Raw genomic sequence first — 19384 nt, 5'->3', positions numbered from 1 at the left:
GAATCCCGTGTGGACGGTGCGCGGCGGTGGTGCCGTCGTGCTCGGCGACACGGGTTCCGGTGACCACCCACCGCACCCCGCGACCTCCCGCATCTCACCGAAGCACCCCGACGACCACCCGCCACACCCGCCCCGGGTACGAGAACGCCGGGGCGACCCGTGGGCCACCCCGGCGATCACACCGGCGGGAGACGGTCACCGGCTCCCGCCGTCACCTCAGTAGGCGTCGCGCACCAGTTGCGCGGCCTCCTCCGCCCAGTAGGTGCAGATCAGCTCGGCACCCGCCCGCCGGATCGAGGTCAGCGTCTCCACGATCATCCGTTCGCGGTCGAGCCAGCCGTTGGCCGCCGCCGCCTCCACCATCGCGTACTCGCCCGACACCTGGTAGGCGGCGACCGGAACGGTCACCCGGTCGGCCACCGCGGCGACCACGTCGAGGTAGGGGAGCGCCGGCTTGACCATGACGACGTCGGCGCCCTCGGCGACGTCGAGGTCGACCTCGCGCAGCGACTCGCGTAGGTTCGCCGGGTCCTGCTGGTAGGTGCGCCGGTCTCCTTCCAGGGCCGACTCCACGGCGTCCCGGAACGGTCCGAAGCAGGCCGACGCGTACTTGGCGGCGTACGCCAGGATCGCCGTGTCGGTGTGGCCCGCCACGTCCAGGGCGGCGCGTACCCGCCCGACCTGACCGTCCATCATGCCCGAAGCGCCGAGCATGTGGGCTCCCGCCTCCGCCTGCGCCCGCGCCATCTCGGCGTAACGCTCCAATGTGGCGTCGTTGTCGACCCTGCCCGCGGCGTCGAGGACGCCGCAGTGTCCGTGGTCGGTGAACTCGTCCAGGCACAGGTCGGACATGACCACGAGGGAGTCGCCCACTTCACTCACCACGTCTGCGATGGCGGTGTTGAGGATCCCGTCGGGGTCGATGCCTCCGGAGCCGGAGGCGTCGCGCTGCGCCGGGATGCCGAAGAGCATCACGCCGCCGATCCCCGACCGGGCCGCCGAGGCGACCGCCTTGCGCAGCGAGTCCCGGGTGTGCTGGACCACGCCGGGCATCGACGCCACCTCGCGTGGCGCGTCGAGGCCCTCCCTGACGAACATCGGCAGCACCAGCGACGCCGGGTGCACCCGGGTCTCGGCGACCAGGCGCCGCATCGCGGGCGTGGTGCGCAGCCGACGCGGCCGGTGGTTCGGGAAGCCGGTCATGACCGGAACCGCAGTGCGGTCGGGCCCTGCACCTTGGCGCCGCGTCGCTGTTTCACCGGGGCCTCGGCCATCCGCTTCTTCAGTTCGACGGCGTACTCGGCGAGTGCCTCGACGAGGGCCGGGACGCTGGCGTGTTCGGGACGGGCGTCGACCCGCAGCCCGAACTCGGTGGCGGTCTCGGCGGTGTGCGGGCCGATCACGGCGACGACCGTCCGGGCGTGCGGCTTACCGGCGATGCCGACCAGGTTGCGCACTGTGGACGACGACGTGAACAGTACGGCGTCGAAGCCGCCGGACTTGATGGCGTCGCGGATCTCGGCGGGCGGCGGCGACGCGCGGACCGTCCGGTACGCGGTGACGTCGTCCACCTCCCAGCCGCGTTCCTGGAGTCCCGCCGACAGGACCTCGGTGGCGATGTCGGCGCGGGGCAGCAGGACCCGGCCGACCGGGTCCAGTACCGGGTCGTGCGGTGGGAAGTCGGCGAGCAGTCCCTCGCCGGACTGTTCGCCGCCGGGCAGCAGTTCCGGTTCGATGCCGAAGGACCGCACCTTGTCGGCGGTGGCCTGACCGACGCACGCGATCTTGATGCCGCCGAAGGCGCGGGCGTCGAGCCCGTGTTCGCCGAACTTCTCCCAGATCGCCTTGACGGCGTTGGCGGAGGTGAACACGATCCACGCGTAGCGGCCGTCGACGAGGCCCTTCACCGCGCGCTCCATCTGCGCGGGGGTGCGGGGCGGTTCGACGGCGATGGTCGGCACCTCGCAGGGGATCGCGCCGTAGGCACGCAGCTTCTCGCTCATCGTGCCGGCCTGTTCCTTGGTGCGGGGGATGAGCACCTTCCAGCCGTACAGCGGCCGGTTCTCCCACCAGCCGAGCCGGCCGCGTTCGGCGACGGTGTCGCCCAGCGTGATGACGACCCGGCCCGCGAAGCCCAGCGCCGCCTCCACGAAGGTGTCCACGGTGGATCCGGTGGTGAACTGGGTCTCGCCGGTGACGTCGCCGGTGACGGCGACCGGCGTGGTCGGGCTGAGCCCGGCCATCAGCAGCACGTCCCGCAGTCCCGCCAGGTCGGTGATGTCGGCGGTGAACACGACGGTGCCGCGTTCGACCGCGGCCGCGATCGTGGCCGGGTCGAGCCCGGAGACGTCGTCGATGTCGACGAGGGTGCGCAGCTCGCCGGGCGGCATGCCCGCGTAGTCGGCGGTGGCGGCGGCGTAGCTGATCCCGGGGATGACCTCGACCGGCACCTCGGTGGCGGCGATGTCGGAGACCTCGGTCACGATGGAGGAGCGCGGATACGGGTCGCCCGACACCAGCCGGGCGACCTGGCGGCCGTCACGGGCGGCGGCCAGCAGGTCCTTGACCAGTTCACTGGGGGAGGTCTCGGAAAGCGTGAAGACCGCCTGTTCGCCGGCGTGGCGCTGCGCGGCCTCCAGAAGCTGTTGCGGCAAGGTCCGGTCGTGCACCACCAGGTCCGCCCCGGCGATCGCGTCGATCGCGCGCTGGGTCAGCAGCCCGGGGTCACCCGGCCCGGTGCCGACGTAGCGCACCCGGCCGGCAATATTGTGGACACTTGTCATTTATCTCGCTCCATCGATGTGATTGCGGTTCGGCGGAGGGTGTGGGCGCATGGCGGCTGGGCGCCCCGCATACCCCCGCCCAGGGACGTGAACAGGTCTCGTCGGTCGTCGAGGGTACCGAACAACCGGGAGAATGTCACTTTCAAGTCCATTGTGGCTACTACTGTCGAGGGTCCACGGTCTCCGGTGTGACGCGCAACGCCTCAGCCGTCACATCCGGCTCCACCGCGGACAGGTCCGGCGCCTCCAGCGCGAACAACTCCCGCAGCGCGGCGGCGTAACTCTCACCACCGGGTTCGCTGGCGAGCTGACGCACCCGCACCGTCGGCTGGTGCAGCAGTTGCCGCACCACCCGGTGGACCGTGTGGGCGATCTCGGCGCGCTGTTCGTCGGACAGGTCCGGGCGACGCCGCCGCAACCGCGCCAGTTCGCCGTCGACGACCTCGTCCGCGCGACTACGCAACGCCGCCACCGTCGGGGCCACCTGCGCGGCGCGGGCCACCCCGAGGAAGGCGTCGATCTCCTCCACGAGGATCCGCTCGGCCGCCTCCAGGTAACGCGCCCCCGGTCCCGGCCGGTCGCTGTCGCCCAACCCGCCGATGTCGACCACGTGCACGCCCGGCAGCGCCGCGACCGACGCCGCCACGTCCCGGGGTACCGCCAGGTCGCACACCAGGAGACCACCGCGGCGATCCGCCAGCGTCGTCTCGTCGATCACCGGAGCCGGAGCCCCGGTGGCCGACACGATCACGTCCACGTGCGGCACGACCGTCGCCAGCGCGTCCCACGCCACCGCCTCGGCGTCGTGGTTGGCGGCCAGCCGCACGGCACGATCGAAGTCCCGGTTGACGACGTAGCAGCGGCCCGCGCCCGCCCGCCGCAACGCGGCGAGGCTCAGCGCCCCCATGGCGCCGGCGCCGACCACCAGGGCGTCGGCCCCGGCCAGCTCACGGCCGGTGTGTTCCACACCCACGGCCAGCGCCGCCGTCACGACGCTGGGCGCGGCGGCCCCCACCTGCGCCTCCGACTGGACCCGTTTGCCGACCCGCAACGCCTGTTGCAGCAGTTCGTGCAGCAGGCGTCCGGCGTGGCCGGACTCCCGGGCCGACTCGTAGGCGTCGCGGAGCTGGCCGAGGATCTGCGCCTCCCCGGCGACCATCGAGTCCAGGCCGGCGGCCACCGTGAACGCGTGCCGCACCGCCTGCGCCTCGTGCCGCACGTACAGGTGGCCCGACAGGTCGTCCACGGCCATGCCGCCGTGCGCGGCCAACCGGCCCGCGATCTCGGTCAGGCCGCCGTGGAAGCCCGACACCGCCGCGTACACCTCGACCCGGTTGCAGGTGGACAGCACCACCGCCTCGCCCACGTACCGGCCCGCGACCAGTCCGGTCGCCAGTTCGGCCGCGCGGTCGGCGGTCAACGCCAGCCGCTCCAGGACCTCCACCGGTGCCGTACGGTGGGACGCCCCCACCACCAGCAGGTTCACGTGGCCACCTTTCCGTTGCGGGACTTGCGGTGCTCGTGGAATGACAGGATCTGCAACTCCACCGCCAGGTCCACCTTCCGGACGTCGACGTTGCCGGGGACGTCCAGCACGCACGGCGCGAAGTTGAGGATGCTCGTCACACCAGCTCTAACGAGCGAGTCGGCGACACGCTGTGCGGCGAGCGGGGGTGTGGTGATGACGGCGATGGAGATCCCCTCGGCGGAGACCACCTCCGCCAGTTCGTCGAGGTGCCGGACCGGCAGCCCGTTCAGCACGGTCCCGACCCGGTCCTCGGCGATGTCGAACAGCGCCGCGATCCCGAATCCGCGGTTGGCGAACCCGCCGTAGCCCGCGAGCGCCTGACCGAGGTGACCGACCCCGACCAGGGCGACGGCGCGATGCTGCCGCAGCCCCAGCACGTCCGAGATCTGGGTCGTCAGCACGGCGATGTCGTAACCGACGCCGCGGATGCCGTAGGAGCCGAGGTGCGACAGGTCCTTGCGCAACTTCGCGGAGTTGACCCCGGCGGCCACCGCCAGCCCCTCGCTGGACACCGTGGCGATGCCGGTCTCGGCAAGGGTGTGCAACGCGTGCAGGTACTCCGGAAGCCGCGACACGGTGGCGTCGGGAATGTCCCGAGGGTCTGCCCCGGCGGGAAGTTCGGTCGGCAATTGGTTCTCCGAAGCGGGGTGTGGCCCGGCGGCCGGCGGACGATGGCGTGCTGCGTCGTGTGGCGGACCGGTCGGGCACGGGCGTACACCACACGACGGCCCCTGCGGCCCGCGTGGACGACCCCCGCCGGCCGGGGCCGGTGACGTCACGCGGTTCAGCTTAGGACCTTGTGAAGGTTTGCACAAATCGGTGCCGCCCCGTGTCGGGGACGAATGACCAGGTCACACGCGGTGACCGCCGCCGGACGGTGTCGGGCGGGTCACCCCAGTCGCGCGGTCTCGACCGCCTCGGCGAGGGTGTCGACGACCGGGAAACCGGTCGCGCGGAGCAGCCGCTCGCTGGTGGTCCCGCCGGAATAGAGCACGCACCCGGCACCGGCCGCGACCGCCGCGTCCGCGTCGTCCACCGAGTCGCCGATCATGACGACCTCGGTGGCCTGGACGTTCAACTCCGACAGGTGCGCCACCAGGTACCGGTGCTTCCCGCCGTGGTCGGTGGCGCGCAGCCCGTCGACCCGCGCGAAGTGCTCGGCGAGCCCGAACCGGGTCACCAGCGGCACCAGGTCGGCGTGCCGCCACATCGACAGCAGCGACTGGGTGCCGTTCCAGCCCGTGACGGCCTCCAGGGCGCCCTCCGCGAGACGGCACTCGGCGATCCGTTCGAGGTACCCGGAGTGGAACAGCTCGTTCAGCCGTTCGAACTCGGCCTCGGTGAGTTCGCGGCCCAGCTGCTCGTTGTAGAAGTCGGTGATCGGGCGGCGGTACTTCTCGCGATGGGTCGCGCCGTCGAAGGCCGTCCCGCCCAAGGCGACGACGGCGGCGCTGGAGGCGGCCACCACGGCCTCGAAGTCGTCGAGCAGTGTGCCGTTCCAGTCCCAGACCAAGTGCTTCGCCATCGGGCAATCCTAATGATCTCCGCGCGGTCGTGGCGGCCGCCGGGCGGGATAAACCGGCGTGGCCGAGGTCCCGCAGCAGTCGTTCCTCCTCGACACGCCAGTAGCCGTGCTCACGGCCGTCGAGCAGCACCACCGGAAGCCGGTCGCCGTACTCGCGGGCCAGTCCGGGGTCGGTGGACACGTCGGTCTCGCGCCACGACACGCCCGAGTCGCGGGAAACCCGGTCCATCGCCTGCCGGGCCGTCTCGCATAGATGACATTCTTTGGTGGTGAGTAGAACCAGCCGGTCCATCGGGTCCCTCCGCCGCTTCGGCGACCGGCCGGTTCCCGGCCGGTGACGACGCCTCTGAGCTGGGAACCGAATCTACCGGCCGGGTCCGGGCGCCATCCGGCCCGTTCGGGCGATCCCGAACGGGTGACACGTACGGGTATGTCGCACAGCGGGTCCGTCCGACGGGGACGCGGCCGGGGACACAATCCTTGGACGAGTAATCACGTCCACACGATTAGGCGATTTTGGCCCTATCATCATCCGGGTCGGTTCGCCCTACGACCTTGGGAACCGACATCCCCTCACCCGAGGAGGCCAATAGTGCCCGGCACTGTACCGGCGGTCACCGCAGACATCGTCGCGCCCACCGCGCGCGCCCACGCCGCGCTCGCCGGCGGACTGGGAGCCCTGTGGCGGTTGCTCAGCGTGGAGCTGAGCCCCGGGCGGGCGCGCAGATCGCGGGTGGAGCCGCCGCGCCGCCGGGCCGATCCGGCGGAGGTACCGGGCCGGCGTTCGGGGACCGGCGCGGGCGCGCCCTCTCCCCGCCCCACCGACCGCGGCGCCGAGGAGGCGGGTCCGGCGGAGGTCCGGGAACTGGTCGCCGACGCCCAGGACGGCGACGTCGAGGCGTTCGGCCGCATCTACGACCGCTACAACGAGACGGTCTTCCGGTACATCTACTTCCGGGTCGGGAACCGGCCGCTGGCCGAGGACCTGACGTCGGAGACGTTCCTGCGGGCGTTGCGCCGCATCAACAGTTTCACGTGGCAGGGCAGGGACTTCGGGGCGTGGCTCGTCACGATCGCCCGGAACCTGGTCGCCGACCACTTCAAGTCCGGGCGTTACCGCCTGGAGATGTCGACGGCCGAGGTGCTGGACGTCGACCGCGAGGAGCGGTCACCGGAGGGCAACCCCGAGGCCATGGTGTGCGACAAGCTCACCAACATCACGCTCCTCCAGGCCGTGCGGGAGCTCAACCCCGACCAGCAGGAGTGCATCGTCCTGCGTTTCCTGCAGGGGTTCTCGGTCGCCGAGACCGCGCGGGCCATGCAGAAGAACGAGGGCGCCATCAAGGCCCTGCAGTACCGTGCGGTCCGTACCCTGGCCCGGCTCCTGCCGGAGGGTTTCAGTCGATGAACCGGCCGCCGGCCGCCGGTGCGGACCGTCCGGTCACGGTGCCGCCTCGCGATGACCCGGCCGTGATGTCGCATCTGCGACATGTCGGGGGACGAACCGGGGGATTCCCGGCGAATCGCCGGGTGGCCGCCGCCACGTCTCGCCCGCCGACCGTAACCTCCCGCCCGCCGGCGCGTTGGTACGGGTGCAATGGTCGGCACCGCGCGACGAGAGGGGGTGCGCGACTTTGATCGGCAATCCGATTGAGAAACGCCGAGCGGAACGCCTGTCCGAACTGCTGGAGGAGGCCGACGGGGGAATCCGCAGGCACGGGCGCGGCGGTGACCGGGACGGCGACATGGCGCAACTGGTGTCAGTCGGGCAGGCACTGCGGCAGGCGGCCCCGGCCGCTCACACCGCCAGTGCACCCGACCCGGCGTTCCAGGCGTCGCTGCGGCATCGGCTGCTCGCCGAGGCCGCGGCCACGGGCATCGGTTCCACCACACCGGATCCCGTACCGGTACGGGCGTCCAGGCGTAAGAGGTTCACCATCGCGGCGACGGTCGCCGGTCTGCTGCTGGGCCTGTCGGGCGTCGCCACGGCCAGCGCCGACGCGGTCCCCGGCGACGCGCTGTACCCGGTGAAACGCTCCACCGAGCGCGCCCAGCTCGCCCTGGCCGGCTCGGACGTCAGCCGGGGGCAGCTCTACCTCGAATTCGCCCACGGGCGGCTCGAGGAGGCGCAGGGACTGTCCGGAGAGGACGCGGCCTTGGCCACCGCGTTCGCCGACATGGACTCCGACACGGTCGAGGGGGTCAGGTCGCTGACCTCGGAGGCGATCGCTCGCGAGGATCCCGCGCTGCTGGGATACGTCGACGACTTCGTCGCCGACCAGCGCCCGGGGCTCGAATCGCTACGGGACTCCCTGTCGGGTCCGGCGGCGGAACTCGCCGACGAGTCGCTGGACCTGTTGGCCGACGTCGCCGAACGCAGCGACGGCCTGCACACCATGCTGCTGTGCAGCGGGGTGCGCGCCGACGAGGCGGACCGGCTCGGGCCGGTACCGGTGGAGTGCAGTGCCCTGCCGGGCACCGAAGGCGAACAGGTGGTCCCCGGCCCGTCCGGGACGACCCCGGGAGAATCGGGCGACACGCCGGACACCGGCACGTCACCGTCCGAGGAACCCGCGTCGAGCGCGTCGGAACCGTCCGCATCGGGCAGTCCCAGCGGAGAACCCGGCGACGACCCGACCGACGAGGAGCCCGGCGGCGGCCTGTTGTCCGAACTGGGCGATCTGCTGTCCGGCCTGCTCGGATAGTCCACCACGAACGGTCTCGGATGCGGTCGCGTCGTCGGCCGCATCCGTCACCCGTCGTGACCGCCGCCCCGGCCCGGTCGCGACGGTGCCGGGCGATGCCGACCGGATCGCCCGCCGCCGTAGCATCTTCACCCTGATATCCGGATTCAGATTCGTCTTTGACGCTACCGAAGGCTAGGCTCGACGCTGTGGAACGTGACGGCTCGGAACCCCGTACCGCCATCGACAACGCCCCGGTCGCCCGGGAACGCGCGGCGGCGTTCTTCGACGTCGACAACACGCTGGTGCACGGGGCGTCCATCTACTGGTTCGCGCGTGGTCTCGCCGCGCGCCGGTTCTTCAACAGCCGTGACCTGCTCCGTTTCGGGTGGCAGCAGGCTCGGTTCCGGCTTCGCGGCACCGAGAACCACGACCACATCGCGGCCATCAAGGCGTCCGCGTTGGCGTTCGTGGCCGGTCGCGAGGTGTCCGAGATCGTGGCGCTCGGCGAGGAGATCTTCGACGACACCATCGAGGCGCGGATCTGGGCGGGCACCCAGGCACTGGCCGACGCGCACCTGGCCGCCGGGCAGCGTGTCTGGCTGGTGACGGCGACCCCCGTCGAGCTCGCCGCCATCATCGCGCGACGCCTCGGGTTCACCGGCGCCATCGGCACCGTCGGCGAGGTCCGCGACGGCCGGTACACCGGCCGCCTGGTGAGCGACATCATGCACGGCCCCGCCAAGGCCGAGGCGATCCGGGAACTCGCCGCCGTCGAGGGGCTCGACCTGTCGCTGTGCACCGCGTACAGCGACTCCAGCAACGACCTGCCGATGCTGTCGGCGGTCGGTCACGCGGTCGCGGTGAACCCCGACCAGACGTTGCGCCGCCAGGCCCGGATGCGGGGCTGGCAGGTCCGTGACTTCCGCACCGGCCGTAAGGCGGTGCGCGCGGCCGTCCCCACCGCGATGGCCGCGGGCCTGGTCGCCGGTGCCGTCGCGGGCGGCGCGGCGTGGCGGCGGAGGCGTTCGGCGGCCCGCCGCGACGGCCGGTTACCGTCGAGACGTGACCGCGCGACCCGCCTCGCCCCTCATCATGGGGATCCTCAACGTCACCCCCGACTCGTTCAGTGACGGGGGCAGGTACCTCGACGTGTCGGCGGCGGTCGCGCACGGTCTGCGGCTGCGCGACGACGGCGCCGACATCGTCGACGTCGGCGGCGAGTCGACCAGGCCGGGCGCGCAACGGGTGGACGCCGACACCGAGGCCGCCCGGGTCGGCGACGTCGTCGCGGCGCTCGCCGCGGACGGCGTGCCGGTCAGTGTCGACACCACGCGCGCCTCGGTCGCCCGGGTGGCGCTGGACCGTGGCGCGGTACTGGTCAACGACGTGTCCGGTGGGCTCGCCGACCCGGGGATGCTGCCGTTGGCGGCGGAGTCGGGGTGCCGGATCGTGCTCATGCACTGGCGGGCGCACTCGGCGACGATGCAACATCACGCCGAATACGGCGACGTGGTCGCCGAGGTGTCGGCCGAACTGTCCGGCCGGGTGGCGGCCGCACGCGACGCGGGCGTCGCCGACGACCGTATCGTCCTCGACCCGGGCCTGGGGTTCTCCAAGCTGCCCGCGCACAACTGGGAGCTCTCGGCGCGGCTGCCGGAGCTGCGGGACCTGGGGTTCCCGATCCTGTTCGGGGCGTCCCGGAAGTCGTACCTGGGCGCGCTGCTGGCCGAGGGCGACGCGCCGAGGCCGCCCGACGCCAGGGACGCCGCGACACTGGCGACGTCGGTGCTGGCGTTCGACGCCGGGGCGTGGGCGGTGCGGGTGCACGACGTGCGCGGCACCGCCGACGCCCGCGCCGTGTGGCAGGCGACGCGCCGCGCCGGGTAACCGCGCGCACGGCACCCCGCTGCCGTACCGTGACATCGTGGTTGACCAACCCGACCGAATCACCTTGACCGGTCTGCGGGTTCACGCGCATCACGGCGTGTACGAATCCGAACGCCGCACCGGCCAGGACTTCCTCATCGACGTCACCCTGCACCTCGACACCTCCGCCGCAGCCAAGAGCGACGACGTCGCCGACACCGTGCACTATGGAGCGCTCGCGGAGGCGCTGGTGCGGCTGGTGTCGGCGATGCGCGTCAACCTGCTCGAAACCCTCGCCGAACGGATCGCCGCCGAATGCCTGCGCGACGGCCGGGTGGACCGCTGCGAGGTCACCGTGCACAAGCCACAGGCCCCCATCCCGTACCAGTTCACCGACGTCGCCGTGACCGTCGTCAGGAGGCGGACGTGACACGGGCGGTGTTGAGCCTGGGCGCGAACCTCGGCGACCGGTCGGCGGCACTGCGCGCGGCGACCGGGGCACTGCGACCCGAACGGGTGTCGGACGTGTACGAGACACCGCCGTGGGGCGACGACGACCAGCCGACCTACTACAACGTGGCGATGATCGTGTCCGACCCGGCGAAGTCGCCGCGGGACTGGCTGGCCGCCGCCTCCGAGTGCGAACGCGCCGCCGGGCGGGTACGCGACCCCGCGCGCCGCTTCGGCCCCCGCGTCCTCGACGTGGACGTCATCGCGGTGTGGCGGGACTCCGGCGAACCGGTGTTCTGCGACGAGCCGGACCTGACCGTGCCGCATCCCCGGGCGCACCTGCGGGCGTTCGTGCTGGTGCCGTGGCTGTCGATCGACGCCGAGGCCGCCATCCCCGGCAGGGGCAGGGTCAGGGACCTGTTGCGGGACCCCGGTCTGGCCGCCGACGCGCGCACCCTGCGGCGGCTGGGCGGGCTAGAGTCGAAACACGATGCCTGAACAGAGGAAACCGAAGCCGTCGCTCACACCGACCACGCCGTCCACCCTGTTCGTGACGGCGTTGGCCGCCGGTGCGGTGACGTTGTTGATCGCGACCCGGTTCTACGAACGGCTGCCCGCCATGTCGTGGCTGACGCCGGTGCTGCTGCTGGCGTTGGCGGTGGTGATCGGCCTGTTGGCGCGCAACACGAAGGCCCGCATCGAACGGCGGCCCGGCAGCGGCCCCGTGGAACCGTTGACGGTCGCCAGGTACGCGGCGCTCGCGAAGGCGTGCGCCGTCGGGGGCGCGTTGCTGGCGGGGGCGTACGCGGGACTGGTCGTGTACACCGTGGCGCAGCAGCGTCTCACCGCCGCGCAGGCCGACCTGCCGGTCGTCGCGTTCGGTTTCGTGGTGTGCCTGGTGCTGGTGGCGGCGGCCCTGTGGCTGGAACGGGCCTGCCGGGTCCCGCCGCAGGAGGACGACGACTCGGATCCCCCCACGGAGTGACGTGGGGCACCCGTGGCGGGTGTCGAGCCGCTAGGGTGCCATTGACAACTCTCGAACCAACCGGCAAGGCGACCGAGATGCTCCTCGACGACGGCCCCGCGGCGCGACACGCCGACGACGCACCCGATGACACCCGGCCGGACCGGCTCGGTGTGCACGTCGCGTGGGAGGCGCTGCTGGCGGTCGCCTTCGCCGGCGCGTTGTTCTGGCTGTACCGCAGTGGCTCACCACTGTCCACGACGGAGGGCCGGGACGCGGTCATCGTCGCGCTCATACCGTTGCTGCTGCTGGCGACCGCCGCGTGTGTCACGTTCCGCGCCGGAAACGTCAACCTGGCGGGCGGTGCGTTCGCCGCCATGGCGGCCGTCCTGTTCGCGGAGAACACCCGGAACGGTGTCGCGATCGCGCTGCTGATCGCCGTGGGCGTGGTCCTGATCGCGGGCGTGGTCCTGGCGGCCCTGGTGGTGGTACTACGTACCCCCGGGTGGCTCGCGTCGGCGGGGATCGCCGCGGTGATCCTGTTGTGGCTGCACGAACACGTCACCCTCGCGCAACTGTCCACCGCACCACTCGGTCGCCTGACCACGTCGTCGGCGTGGATCTGGTTGATCGGCGTCGCCGCACTGTCCATATTCGCCGGTGTGGTGAGTGCCCTCAACGGCCCCCGGCACCGGTTCGCGGCCTGCCGCCGCGCCGCCGCCGACGGCCCACGTGACCGTGCCACCGTCTGGACGACCGCGGCCGTGCTCGTCGGATCCTCCGTCCTCGCCGGGTTCGCGGGCGTGTGGGTGATGTGGACGGCCGCCGACGGTGCCGCCGTCGCCACCGGACTCGACCCCGCCACCGTGACCGTGTTCCCCGTCGCGGCGGCCCTGCTGGGAGGTACCAGCGCACTGGGACGGCGCGGCGGGATCCTCGGGACCCTCCTGGCGTCGCTGCTGCTGGCCACCGTGATGCTGCTGGCGGCCACCCTCGCGTGGCCCGTCTCTCCCCTGTGGATCCTGCTGGTCGCGGTCGGCGCCGGACTCGTCGTCACCAGGGTCGTGGAGACCCTCGGCGGCCCCAGGACGACCGCACCGGCCCCCGCCGCCCCGGTCACCGAACCCGGCCAGGCGCCGTTGCCGATGCGGCAGCCACTCGGCGATCGCGACTACGACGCCACAGACATAGACCCGTACCGGCGCCACGACCTCGACACGCCACGCTGACGGCACCGCACACCGGACCGTTCCGCATTCGAAGGGGACGCGAACATGAGCAACCTCCCTCCCGCCGACGTGATCGACCCGTTCGCGGGGACACCCGCCGCGCCCCCGCCGCCAGCCGCGCCGCCGGCACCGAGAGAGGTCCGGTGGCCACACCTCGCGTGGGACGGCGTCCTGGTCGCCGCCCTGGCGGCCACCGTGGCGGTGCTGTGGACCACCGGGAACCGCGCACTGCCCGGCTCGCCGGACCTGGCCGCGGCGACCCTGCTCGGCTTCCTGCCGTACCTGTTGACGGGGATGTCGGTCGCGGTGTCACTGCGCGCCGGTGTCCCGAACCTGGCGGCCGCCGGGACGGTGTTCCTGTCGGCCACCGCGTACGCCGTCGTCCTCCCGGAGGCGGGAACCACGATCGCGGTGCTCGCGGCGGCGGGTGTCGCCGTCGCCGCGACCCTGCTGATCGCCGGGTGCGTCACCCTGCTGCGTGTCCCCGCGTGGGCGGCGTGCCTCGGCACGGGCGCCGCAGCCGTCACCGGGGCCGCCTGGTGGCGACCGGAGGCCGTCTCCGGGCTCGGCGGGGGATGGGCCTGGGGACCGGTCGAGTCGTGGACCGCGGTCGGCGCGGCCGTGGCGTTGTCACTTCTGGGCGGTGTCGCCATGTCGTTCACGTCGGCACGAGTCCGGTTGCGTCGCGCCGCCCGTGTCGCGGCCGCCGAACGCGGCACCGGCGGAGCGGGCACACTGTGGACGGTCGTACTGGTGTCGCAGCTCCTCGCGGCGGCGGCGGGGGTCATGGTGTTCGCGCCCGAGGCGCCGGTGCTGCAGCCGGGATTCGGCGCGTACACGACGTTGACGTTCCTCGCGTTCGGGATGACGCTGCTGGGCGGAACCGGACTCTACGGGGCACGCGGCGGGTTCGTCGGCACCGTGACGGCGGGCGTCCTGATCCTGGGCGTGGCACGTCACCTGCCGGAATTCGCCGAGATCGTCCCCGCCGTCGCGCTGCTGGTGGGGATACCGGTCGCCCGCCTCGTCGGCGGCCCGGCACCGGCCGCCGCCGCCGTCCCGGACGTACCGGAACCGGCGACGACGACCGTGCCGTTGCCGGTCGTCCCCGTCCAGCCCGTCGCGCCGCCGGCCGAGCCGCCGCCCGTCGACACGGCAGAGACCCTGCCGGTGCGCCCGGCGCCCGCCGCACCGTTCGACGCCGATACGCGGCTGCAGCAGTACTGGCCCACCGAACCGGTGCCGCAACCCACCGAGCCACCGCCACCACCGGCCCCGGTCACACCCGTCGAGGCTGATCGTACCGGCACCCCGTTCTACCGGCCCCCGGCCGACTGACGTCACGGCGCGGCGGCGTGACCCACGGGGCGCCGGAAGGCCGGCCGGGCACGATACGACTTTCGTCGTAGCCGCCGTGGCCGCCGGACAGATGGCGCGGCGGCCACGCGCCGCGAAGCTCGTACCCATGACACACGCGATCCCCCGCCGCGCCGCCGTACTACTCGCCGCCGCGGCCCTCCTGACCGCCCTACCCACCCCCGCGAGCGCGGCGCCCGCCGCCGCCCTCACCCCCGAGGCGGTCGACGAGTACCTGACCGAGACGATCGCGACCACCGGGTCACCCGGCATCAGCGTCGTCGTCACCCACGACGACGAGATCGTCCACGCCGCCGGATACGGCCACGACGGGAACGGCGACCCCATGACCGCCGACACCCGGATGCGGGTCGCGTCACTGAGCAAGGCGTTCACCGCGACCGCCGTACTCCGGCTCGCCGACACCGGCGCCGTCGCACTCGACGAACCGGTCGCCGACCAGTTGCCCGGCTTCACCATGTCCGACCCGCGCGCCGCCGACATCACGGTGAGGCAACTGCTCGACCACACCAGCGGCCTCTCCGACACCACACTGGACATGCCGGCCCTGTCCGCCACCGGCGACCTCGCGTCCTACATGGACGAACTTGCCGACGGCGGGCTCGCCCGCGACCCCGGAACCGGATGGGAGTACTGCAACGCCAACTTCGAGATCGCGGCCCGGCTCGTCGAGACCGTCGACGGACGCGACTTCCCCACCTTCGTACGCGAGGAACTGTTCACCCCGCTCGGCATGACCGCGACCACCCTCGGCGACACCACCGACCCACCCGCACCCGGCTACAACTCCCTGTTCGGACTCTGGATCCCCCGAGACGAGATCCGCGCCAACCTGCCCTCCGCGTCCGGAGGAGTCGTCACCACCGCCACCGACATGGGCCGCTGGCTCGTCAACCAGGCCGGACACGGACCCGACCTGCTCACCGACACCCCCACCGCCGCCGAATCCGACCCCGGCGAGCACGCCTACCGGTTCGGGTGGGGATACCAGACCGGCCCCGACGGCGAACCGTACCTCGTCCACTCCGGGAACCTCTTCACCTACAACGCCGCCGCCGCGGTCATACCCGGTACCGGTCACGGCTTCGCCGTCCTCAGCAACGACGCCGGACTCGTAGACGTCACCTACACGGTCCTCAACGGACTCATGGCACTGTCACGCGGAGAACGACCCGACCCCGTCGCCGCCGACCGCCAGACCTTCGAACTCGTACTCGCGCTCGTCGCGGCCGCCGCCGTCGCCGCCGCCGTCACCGGTGCCCTCCGGTCACGTCGCTGGGCCTCCCGCCACGCCCACAAACCGGCGTGGCGGATCGTGGCGAGACTCGTCCCCGCCGCTGCCGGCGTCGCGCTGCTCCCCGCCTACCCGTACCTGGTCGAGGTCCTCGTCAACGGCCGCCACGTCACCTGGGAGCAACTGACCCGCTTCCCGCTGCCGCTGACCGTGACCGTCGCCGTCGTCTCACTCGCCGCGGCCGTCGTCGCCGCCGCCCGGTTGACGCGGCTGCGCGCCGCGAACCCGGCGTGAACCCCGTCTCCGGTGCCGCCGCGAACTGGCGGCGGCACCGGCCACGCAATACCCTCGTCCCGGTGAGAAACGGTCTCCTTCTGCTGGTCATCGCGGCCGCCGCGCTGGCCAACGGCATCGACACCGACGGCCTCCCGATGTGGCGGCAACTGCTGTACGCCGGGATCGCCGTCGCCGCCTACCTGCACGGCCGCCGGCTCCCCACCCGCCTCCACCTCGCCGTCTGGGCCGTAGCGGCCGCCGTGGCCGCCGCCGTCGCCGTCTGGGACTGGTCGGAGGGCACCGCCGTAGCCGGCGGCGCCACCCTGTTCGCCCTGCTGCCGTGGCTGGCGGGCCGGTACCGGCACCAACAGGCCAGACTCGTCGAAGCCGGCCGCGCCGAGATCGACCGGCTGGAGACCGAACAGCGGTTCATCGCCGAACAGGCGCGGCTGAGAGAACGCAACCGCATCGCCGCCGACATGCACGACTCACTCGGCCACGAACTCGCCCTCATCGCGTTGCGCGCCGGGGCGCTCGAACTGTCACCCGAACTGCCGCCACCGGCCAGGACCGCGGCGGCCGAGCTGCGGGCCGCCGCCGTCACCGCCACCGACCGGCTCCGCGGCACCATCGGACTCCTCCGGGACGGCCCCACACCCCGCACCCCCGCCGACGAGACCGTCACCGCGCTCGTGGAACGCGCCGCCGCCGCCGGAATGGACGTCACACTGCGCCGCTCCGACCCGCCCGGAGGTGAGCTCACGTCCCGGGCCGTCCACCGGATCGTCCAGGAATCCCTCACCAACGCCGCCCGGCACGCCCCCGGGAGCCGGATCATCGTGGACGTCACCCGCGACGCCGACCGGACCGAGGTGACCGTCCACAACACGCCCGGCGACGCCCCCGCCACCCGCACCTCCGGAGGGACCGGCCTCGCCGGCCTCACCGAACGCGTCCACCTGCTCGGCGGCTCCCTCCGCTACGGCCCCGCACCCGACGGTTTCACCGTCGCCGCGTCCCTCCCGGCGGTGACCGCGTGATCCGGGTACTCATCGCCGACGACGAACCCATGGTCAGGGTGGGTGTGAAGACGATCCTCGACACCGACCCCGACATCACCGTCGTCGCGGAGGCCGCCACCGGCAGGCAGGCCGTCGAGGCGGTCCGCGCCCACCGGCCCGACGTCGCCCTCCTCGACATCCGGATGCCCGACATGGACGGCCTCGCCGCCCTCACCGAACTGCGCCGCGTCGCCCCCGACGTCGCCGTCGTCATGCTCACCACCTTCGACGAGGACGACTTCGTCGCCCGGGCACTCGCCGGCGACGCCAGAGGATTCCTGTTGAAGGCCGCCGACCCACGGGAACTCGTCATCGGCGTCAGGGCGGTCGCCGACGGCGCCGCCTACCTGTCACCCCGGATCGCGCAACGCGTCATCGCGCGCGTCGCCGGCGACGGACTCGCCCGCCGCCAGGCGGCGACCGAACGGTTGGCCGCCCTCAGCGACCGGGAACGCCAGGTACTGGCCCTGGTCGGGGACGGCCTGTCCAACGCCGACATCGCCGCCCGCCTGTACATCTCCGAGGGGACCGTGAAAGCCCACGTCAGCGCGATCCTGTCCCGGCTCGGCGCCGCCAACCGGGTACAGGCCGCCATCGTCGCCTGGCACGCCGGACTCGCCGGCTGACGCACTCCCGGCCTCCTCCCGCAGCCGCCGGAACCGGGCCGCCGTCACCGAACCCGGCGCCGCGACGTACGTGATGATCCGCTGGTCGCGGTCGGGGACCTGCAACACCTGGCACGTGAACTCCAACGCCCCCACCACCGGGTGCACGACCCGTTTCACCGTGCCGCGCCGCGTCTCCACCTCGTGCCCGGCCCAGATCTCCCGGAACTGCGGGCTCGACGCCGACAGGTCCGCCACCAACCCCCGCACCCCCGGGTCGTCGGGGTACCGGGCCCACGCCGCCCGCAGATCCGCCACACAGGACCGCGCGAACCGGCGCTGCTCCGGATCCGCCAACCGCTCCGCCGCGCCGTCACCGAACATCACCCGCAGCACGTTCGCCGGGCCGCAGCAACCCGCCGGCGCCCCCGCCGTCAACGCCCGCGCCGCCGCGTTCATCCGCAGCACGTCGTATTTCGCGTCCACGACGTACGCCGGAACGTCCACCATCGCCGCCAGCAGGTCCACGACACCGGCGGGGACGTCACGGTTCACGGCGGCGCGCGGCCGAGGCGTCTCACCGGTCAGGTGGAACAGGTGCGACCGTTCGTCCTGGTTCAGCATCAACGCCCGCGCCAACGCGTTCAACACCTGCCGGGACGGCCGAGGACCGCGGGCCTGTTCGAGCCGCGTGTAGTAGTCGACCGACATGCCCGCCAACTGCGCCACCTCCTGGCGACGCAGGCCGGGCGTGCGGCGCCGGACACCGTCGGGCAGGCCCACCCGGGCCGGTACCAGCCGGGCGCGGCGGGACTTCAGGAATGCGGCGAGTTCGGCACGGTCCACTCCGCCAGCATGCCGCAGGCCCGCCCCGCCGAACAGGGACCGCCGATACCAGGATCGGCCGACTCTGCCCGAACCCGTTCCACCGCCGCAGGATCGACCCATGACGAAGATCGCTCTCATCACCGGCGCCAACCGGGGAATCGGATTCCACATCGCACGCGGCCTCGGCGGACACGGCGTCCACGTGCTGCTGGGATGTCGTTCCAAAGCGGACGGCGATGCCGCGGCGGCGGCACTGCGCGCCGAAGGCGTCACGGCGGACGCCCTGCACCTGGACGTCACCGACCCCGCCACGGTCGCAGCGGCGGCCGCGCTCGTCCGCGACCGGCACGGCAGACTCGACATCCTGGTCAACAACGCCGGAATCGCCCTCGCCGACGGGACATGGGCCAGCACCGAGATGACCGTCGAGACACTGCGCACCGTCTACGAGACCAACGTGTTCGGGGTCGTGTCGGTCACCAACGCCTGCGCTCCGCTGCTGCGCGCCGCCGACGCCGCCCGAATCGTCAACGTGTCCAGCGAGGTCGGTTCGCTCGGCGTCATGTTCGACCCGCGGAGCCACCTGTGGCCACTCCAGCTCGGGGCGTACGGGTCGTCGAAGACGGCATTGAACGCGTTGACGGTCTCCTACGCCAAGGAGTTCTGGGACACGCCGGTCAAGGTGAACGCCGTATCGCCCGGATACACCGACACCGACCTGGGACGGCCCCGGCCCCTCGACGCCGCGTCACGAGACACTGAGTTCACACCCGACCCCGACACCTGGGACGGCGCCACGCCACGGAAACGCACCCCGGCCGAAGGCGCCGCCATCGCCGTCGAACTCGCACTGACCGGACCGGACGGCCCCACCGGCGGCTTCTTCACCGACGACCCGCACTACGGGGACCGCAGACTCCCCTGGTGACGACGCGGCCGCGGTGAGATCCGGCGGTGTGAGGTGCGGCCGA

At 72.5% G+C, this 19384-nt stretch carries 18 protein-coding genes and 2 pseudogenes; 13 read left to right on the top strand and 7 right to left on the bottom strand.

The features are described from left to right. Nucleotides 1-216 precede the first annotated feature (216 nt). From hemB to LX16_RS28015, 6 genes and pseudogenes are all read right to left on the bottom strand, one after another. A complete protein-coding gene (hemB, locus tag LX16_RS20410) occupies nucleotides 217-1203 on the bottom strand; it encodes a porphobilinogen synthase (RefSeq protein ID WP_147141631.1) in 987 nt (328 codons plus the stop codon). After that, nucleotides 1200-2783, bottom strand: a complete 1584-nt coding sequence (locus LX16_RS20405) for a bifunctional uroporphyrinogen-III C-methyltransferase/uroporphyrinogen-III synthase (RefSeq protein WP_147141628.1) — start codon at nucleotides 2781-2783, stop codon at nucleotides 1200-1202. Before LX16_RS20405 ends, hemB begins: the two co-directional genes overlap by 4 nt. 160 nt (nucleotides 2784-2943) lie before the next feature. Then, nucleotides 2944-4269, bottom strand: a complete 1326-nt coding sequence (locus tag LX16_RS20400; protein WP_147141626.1) for a glutamyl-tRNA reductase — start codon at nucleotides 4267-4269, stop codon at nucleotides 2944-2946. Further along, nucleotides 4266-4940 (bottom strand): redox-sensing transcriptional repressor Rex, encoded by a 675-nt coding sequence (locus LX16_RS20395; protein ID WP_147141620.1) that lies wholly within the window; start codon nucleotides 4938-4940, stop codon nucleotides 4266-4268. The genes LX16_RS20400 and LX16_RS20395 overlap by 4 nt, the downstream gene beginning before the upstream one ends. 260 nt (nucleotides 4941-5200) lie before the next feature. Continuing rightward, the gene (locus LX16_RS20390) at nucleotides 5201-5836 is read right to left on the bottom strand and encodes an HAD family hydrolase (RefSeq protein ID WP_147141617.1); all 636 of its coding nucleotides are present in this window, start codon (nucleotides 5834-5836) and stop codon (nucleotides 5201-5203) included. Nucleotides 5837-5900: 64 nt separating this feature from the next. Beyond that, nucleotides 5901-6128: pseudogene (locus LX16_RS28015) on the bottom strand (glutaredoxin family protein); the annotation flags it as partial. A gap of 297 nt (nucleotides 6129-6425) precedes the next feature. Here LX16_RS28015 and LX16_RS20380 point away from each other — a divergent pair. From LX16_RS20380 to LX16_RS27700, 12 genes are all read left to right on the top strand, one after another. Further along, on the top strand, nucleotides 6426-7244 hold the full coding sequence (locus LX16_RS20380) for an ECF subfamily RNA polymerase sigma factor, BldN family (protein ID WP_425304438.1): 819 nt from the start codon (nucleotides 6426-6428) through the stop codon (nucleotides 7242-7244). A 226-nt stretch (nucleotides 7245-7470) separates the two neighbouring features. Continuing rightward, complete coding sequence (locus tag LX16_RS26700; RefSeq protein ID WP_158645667.1) at nucleotides 7471-8541, top strand: DUF5667 domain-containing protein; 1071 nt, start codon at nucleotides 7471-7473, stop codon at nucleotides 8539-8541. A gap of 188 nt (nucleotides 8542-8729) precedes the next feature. Further along, a complete protein-coding gene (locus LX16_RS20365) occupies nucleotides 8730-9653 on the top strand; it encodes an HAD family hydrolase (protein ID WP_211354645.1) in 924 nt (307 codons plus the stop codon). After that, nucleotides 9616-10410, top strand: a complete 795-nt coding sequence (folP, locus tag LX16_RS20360; RefSeq protein WP_147142072.1) for a dihydropteroate synthase — start codon at nucleotides 9616-9618, stop codon at nucleotides 10408-10410. The genes LX16_RS20365 and folP overlap by 38 nt, the downstream gene beginning before the upstream one ends. A gap of 37 nt (nucleotides 10411-10447) precedes the next feature. Next, nucleotides 10448-10819 (top strand): dihydroneopterin aldolase, encoded by a 372-nt coding sequence (gene folB, locus LX16_RS20355; protein WP_147141602.1) that lies wholly within the window; start codon nucleotides 10448-10450, stop codon nucleotides 10817-10819. After that, nucleotides 10816-11337, top strand: coding sequence for a 2-amino-4-hydroxy-6-hydroxymethyldihydropteridine diphosphokinase (gene folK / locus LX16_RS20350; RefSeq protein ID WP_147141599.1), 522 nt, complete (start codon nucleotides 10816-10818; stop codon nucleotides 11335-11337). Before folB ends, folK begins: the two co-directional genes overlap by 4 nt. Beyond that, nucleotides 11330-11824, top strand: a complete 495-nt coding sequence (locus LX16_RS20345) for a DUF3180 domain-containing protein (RefSeq protein WP_147141596.1) — start codon at nucleotides 11330-11332, stop codon at nucleotides 11822-11824. Before folK ends, LX16_RS20345 begins: the two co-directional genes overlap by 8 nt. 41 nt (nucleotides 11825-11865) lie before the next feature. After that, complete coding sequence (locus LX16_RS20340; protein WP_147141593.1) at nucleotides 11866-13032, top strand: hypothetical protein; 1167 nt, start codon at nucleotides 11866-11868, stop codon at nucleotides 13030-13032. A gap of 45 nt (nucleotides 13033-13077) precedes the next feature. Beyond that, nucleotides 13078-14370 carry a hypothetical protein gene (locus LX16_RS20335; protein ID WP_147141590.1) on the top strand — a complete coding sequence of 431 codons (1293 nt, stop codon included), beginning with the start codon at nucleotides 13078-13080 and terminating at the stop codon, nucleotides 14368-14370. A 127-nt stretch (nucleotides 14371-14497) separates the two neighbouring features. Beyond that, nucleotides 14498-15937, top strand: coding sequence for a serine hydrolase domain-containing protein (locus tag LX16_RS20330; RefSeq protein WP_147141587.1), 1440 nt, complete (start codon nucleotides 14498-14500; stop codon nucleotides 15935-15937). A 62-nt stretch (nucleotides 15938-15999) separates the two neighbouring features. Continuing rightward, nucleotides 16000-16959 (top strand): sensor histidine kinase, encoded by a 960-nt coding sequence (locus tag LX16_RS20325; RefSeq protein ID WP_147141584.1) that lies wholly within the window; start codon nucleotides 16000-16002, stop codon nucleotides 16957-16959. Further along, nucleotides 16956-17606, top strand: coding sequence for a response regulator (locus tag LX16_RS27700; RefSeq protein ID WP_147141581.1), 651 nt, complete (start codon nucleotides 16956-16958; stop codon nucleotides 17604-17606). The genes LX16_RS20325 and LX16_RS27700 overlap by 4 nt, the downstream gene beginning before the upstream one ends. 33 nt (nucleotides 17607-17639) lie before the next feature. On the opposite strand, the pseudogene LX16_RS20315 reads toward LX16_RS27700, so the two are convergent. Next, nucleotides 17640-18533 (bottom strand): annotated as a pseudogene (locus LX16_RS20315) (helix-turn-helix transcriptional regulator); the annotation flags it as partial. Between LX16_RS20315 and LX16_RS20310 the strand changes: the two are divergent. After that, nucleotides 18532-19341, top strand: coding sequence for an SDR family NAD(P)-dependent oxidoreductase (locus tag LX16_RS20310; RefSeq protein ID WP_147141578.1), 810 nt, complete (start codon nucleotides 18532-18534; stop codon nucleotides 19339-19341). The pseudogene LX16_RS20315 and the gene LX16_RS20310 overlap by 2 nt on opposite strands. Nucleotides 19342-19384 lie beyond the last annotated feature (43 nt).

The sequence above is a fragment of the Stackebrandtia albiflava genome (assembly GCF_007994225.1).
Lineage (GTDB): Bacteria > Actinomycetota > Actinomycetes > Mycobacteriales > Micromonosporaceae > Stackebrandtia > Stackebrandtia albiflava.
Note: the sequence above shows the minus strand (reverse complement) of the source record. Positions and strands in the feature narration are given on the sequence as shown.

Excerpts from the sequence above, each read along its gene's own strand:
- hemB (WP_147141631.1), bottom strand. The coding sequence starts at position 1,203 with ATGACCGGCTTCCCGAACCACCGGCCGCGTCGGCTGCGCACCACGCCC.
- LX16_RS20405 (WP_147141628.1), bottom strand. The coding sequence starts at position 2,783 with ATGACAAGTGTCCACAATATTGCCGGCCGGGTGCGCTACGTCGGCACC.
- LX16_RS20390 (WP_147141617.1), bottom strand. The coding sequence starts at position 5,836 with ATGGCGAAGCACTTGGTCTGGGACTGGAACGGCACACTGCTCGACGAC.
- folP (WP_147142072.1), top strand. The coding sequence starts at position 9,616 with ATGGGGATCCTCAACGTCACCCCCGACTCGTTCAGTGACGGGGGCAGG.
- LX16_RS20345 (WP_147141596.1), top strand. The coding sequence starts at position 11,330 with ATGCCTGAACAGAGGAAACCGAAGCCGTCGCTCACACCGACCACGCCG.
- LX16_RS20335 (WP_147141590.1), top strand. The coding sequence starts at position 13,078 with ATGAGCAACCTCCCTCCCGCCGACGTGATCGACCCGTTCGCGGGGACA.
- LX16_RS20330 (WP_147141587.1), top strand. The coding sequence starts at position 14,498 with ATGACACACGCGATCCCCCGCCGCGCCGCCGTACTACTCGCCGCCGCG.
- LX16_RS20310 (WP_147141578.1), top strand. The coding sequence starts at position 18,532 with ATGACGAAGATCGCTCTCATCACCGGCGCCAACCGGGGAATCGGATTC.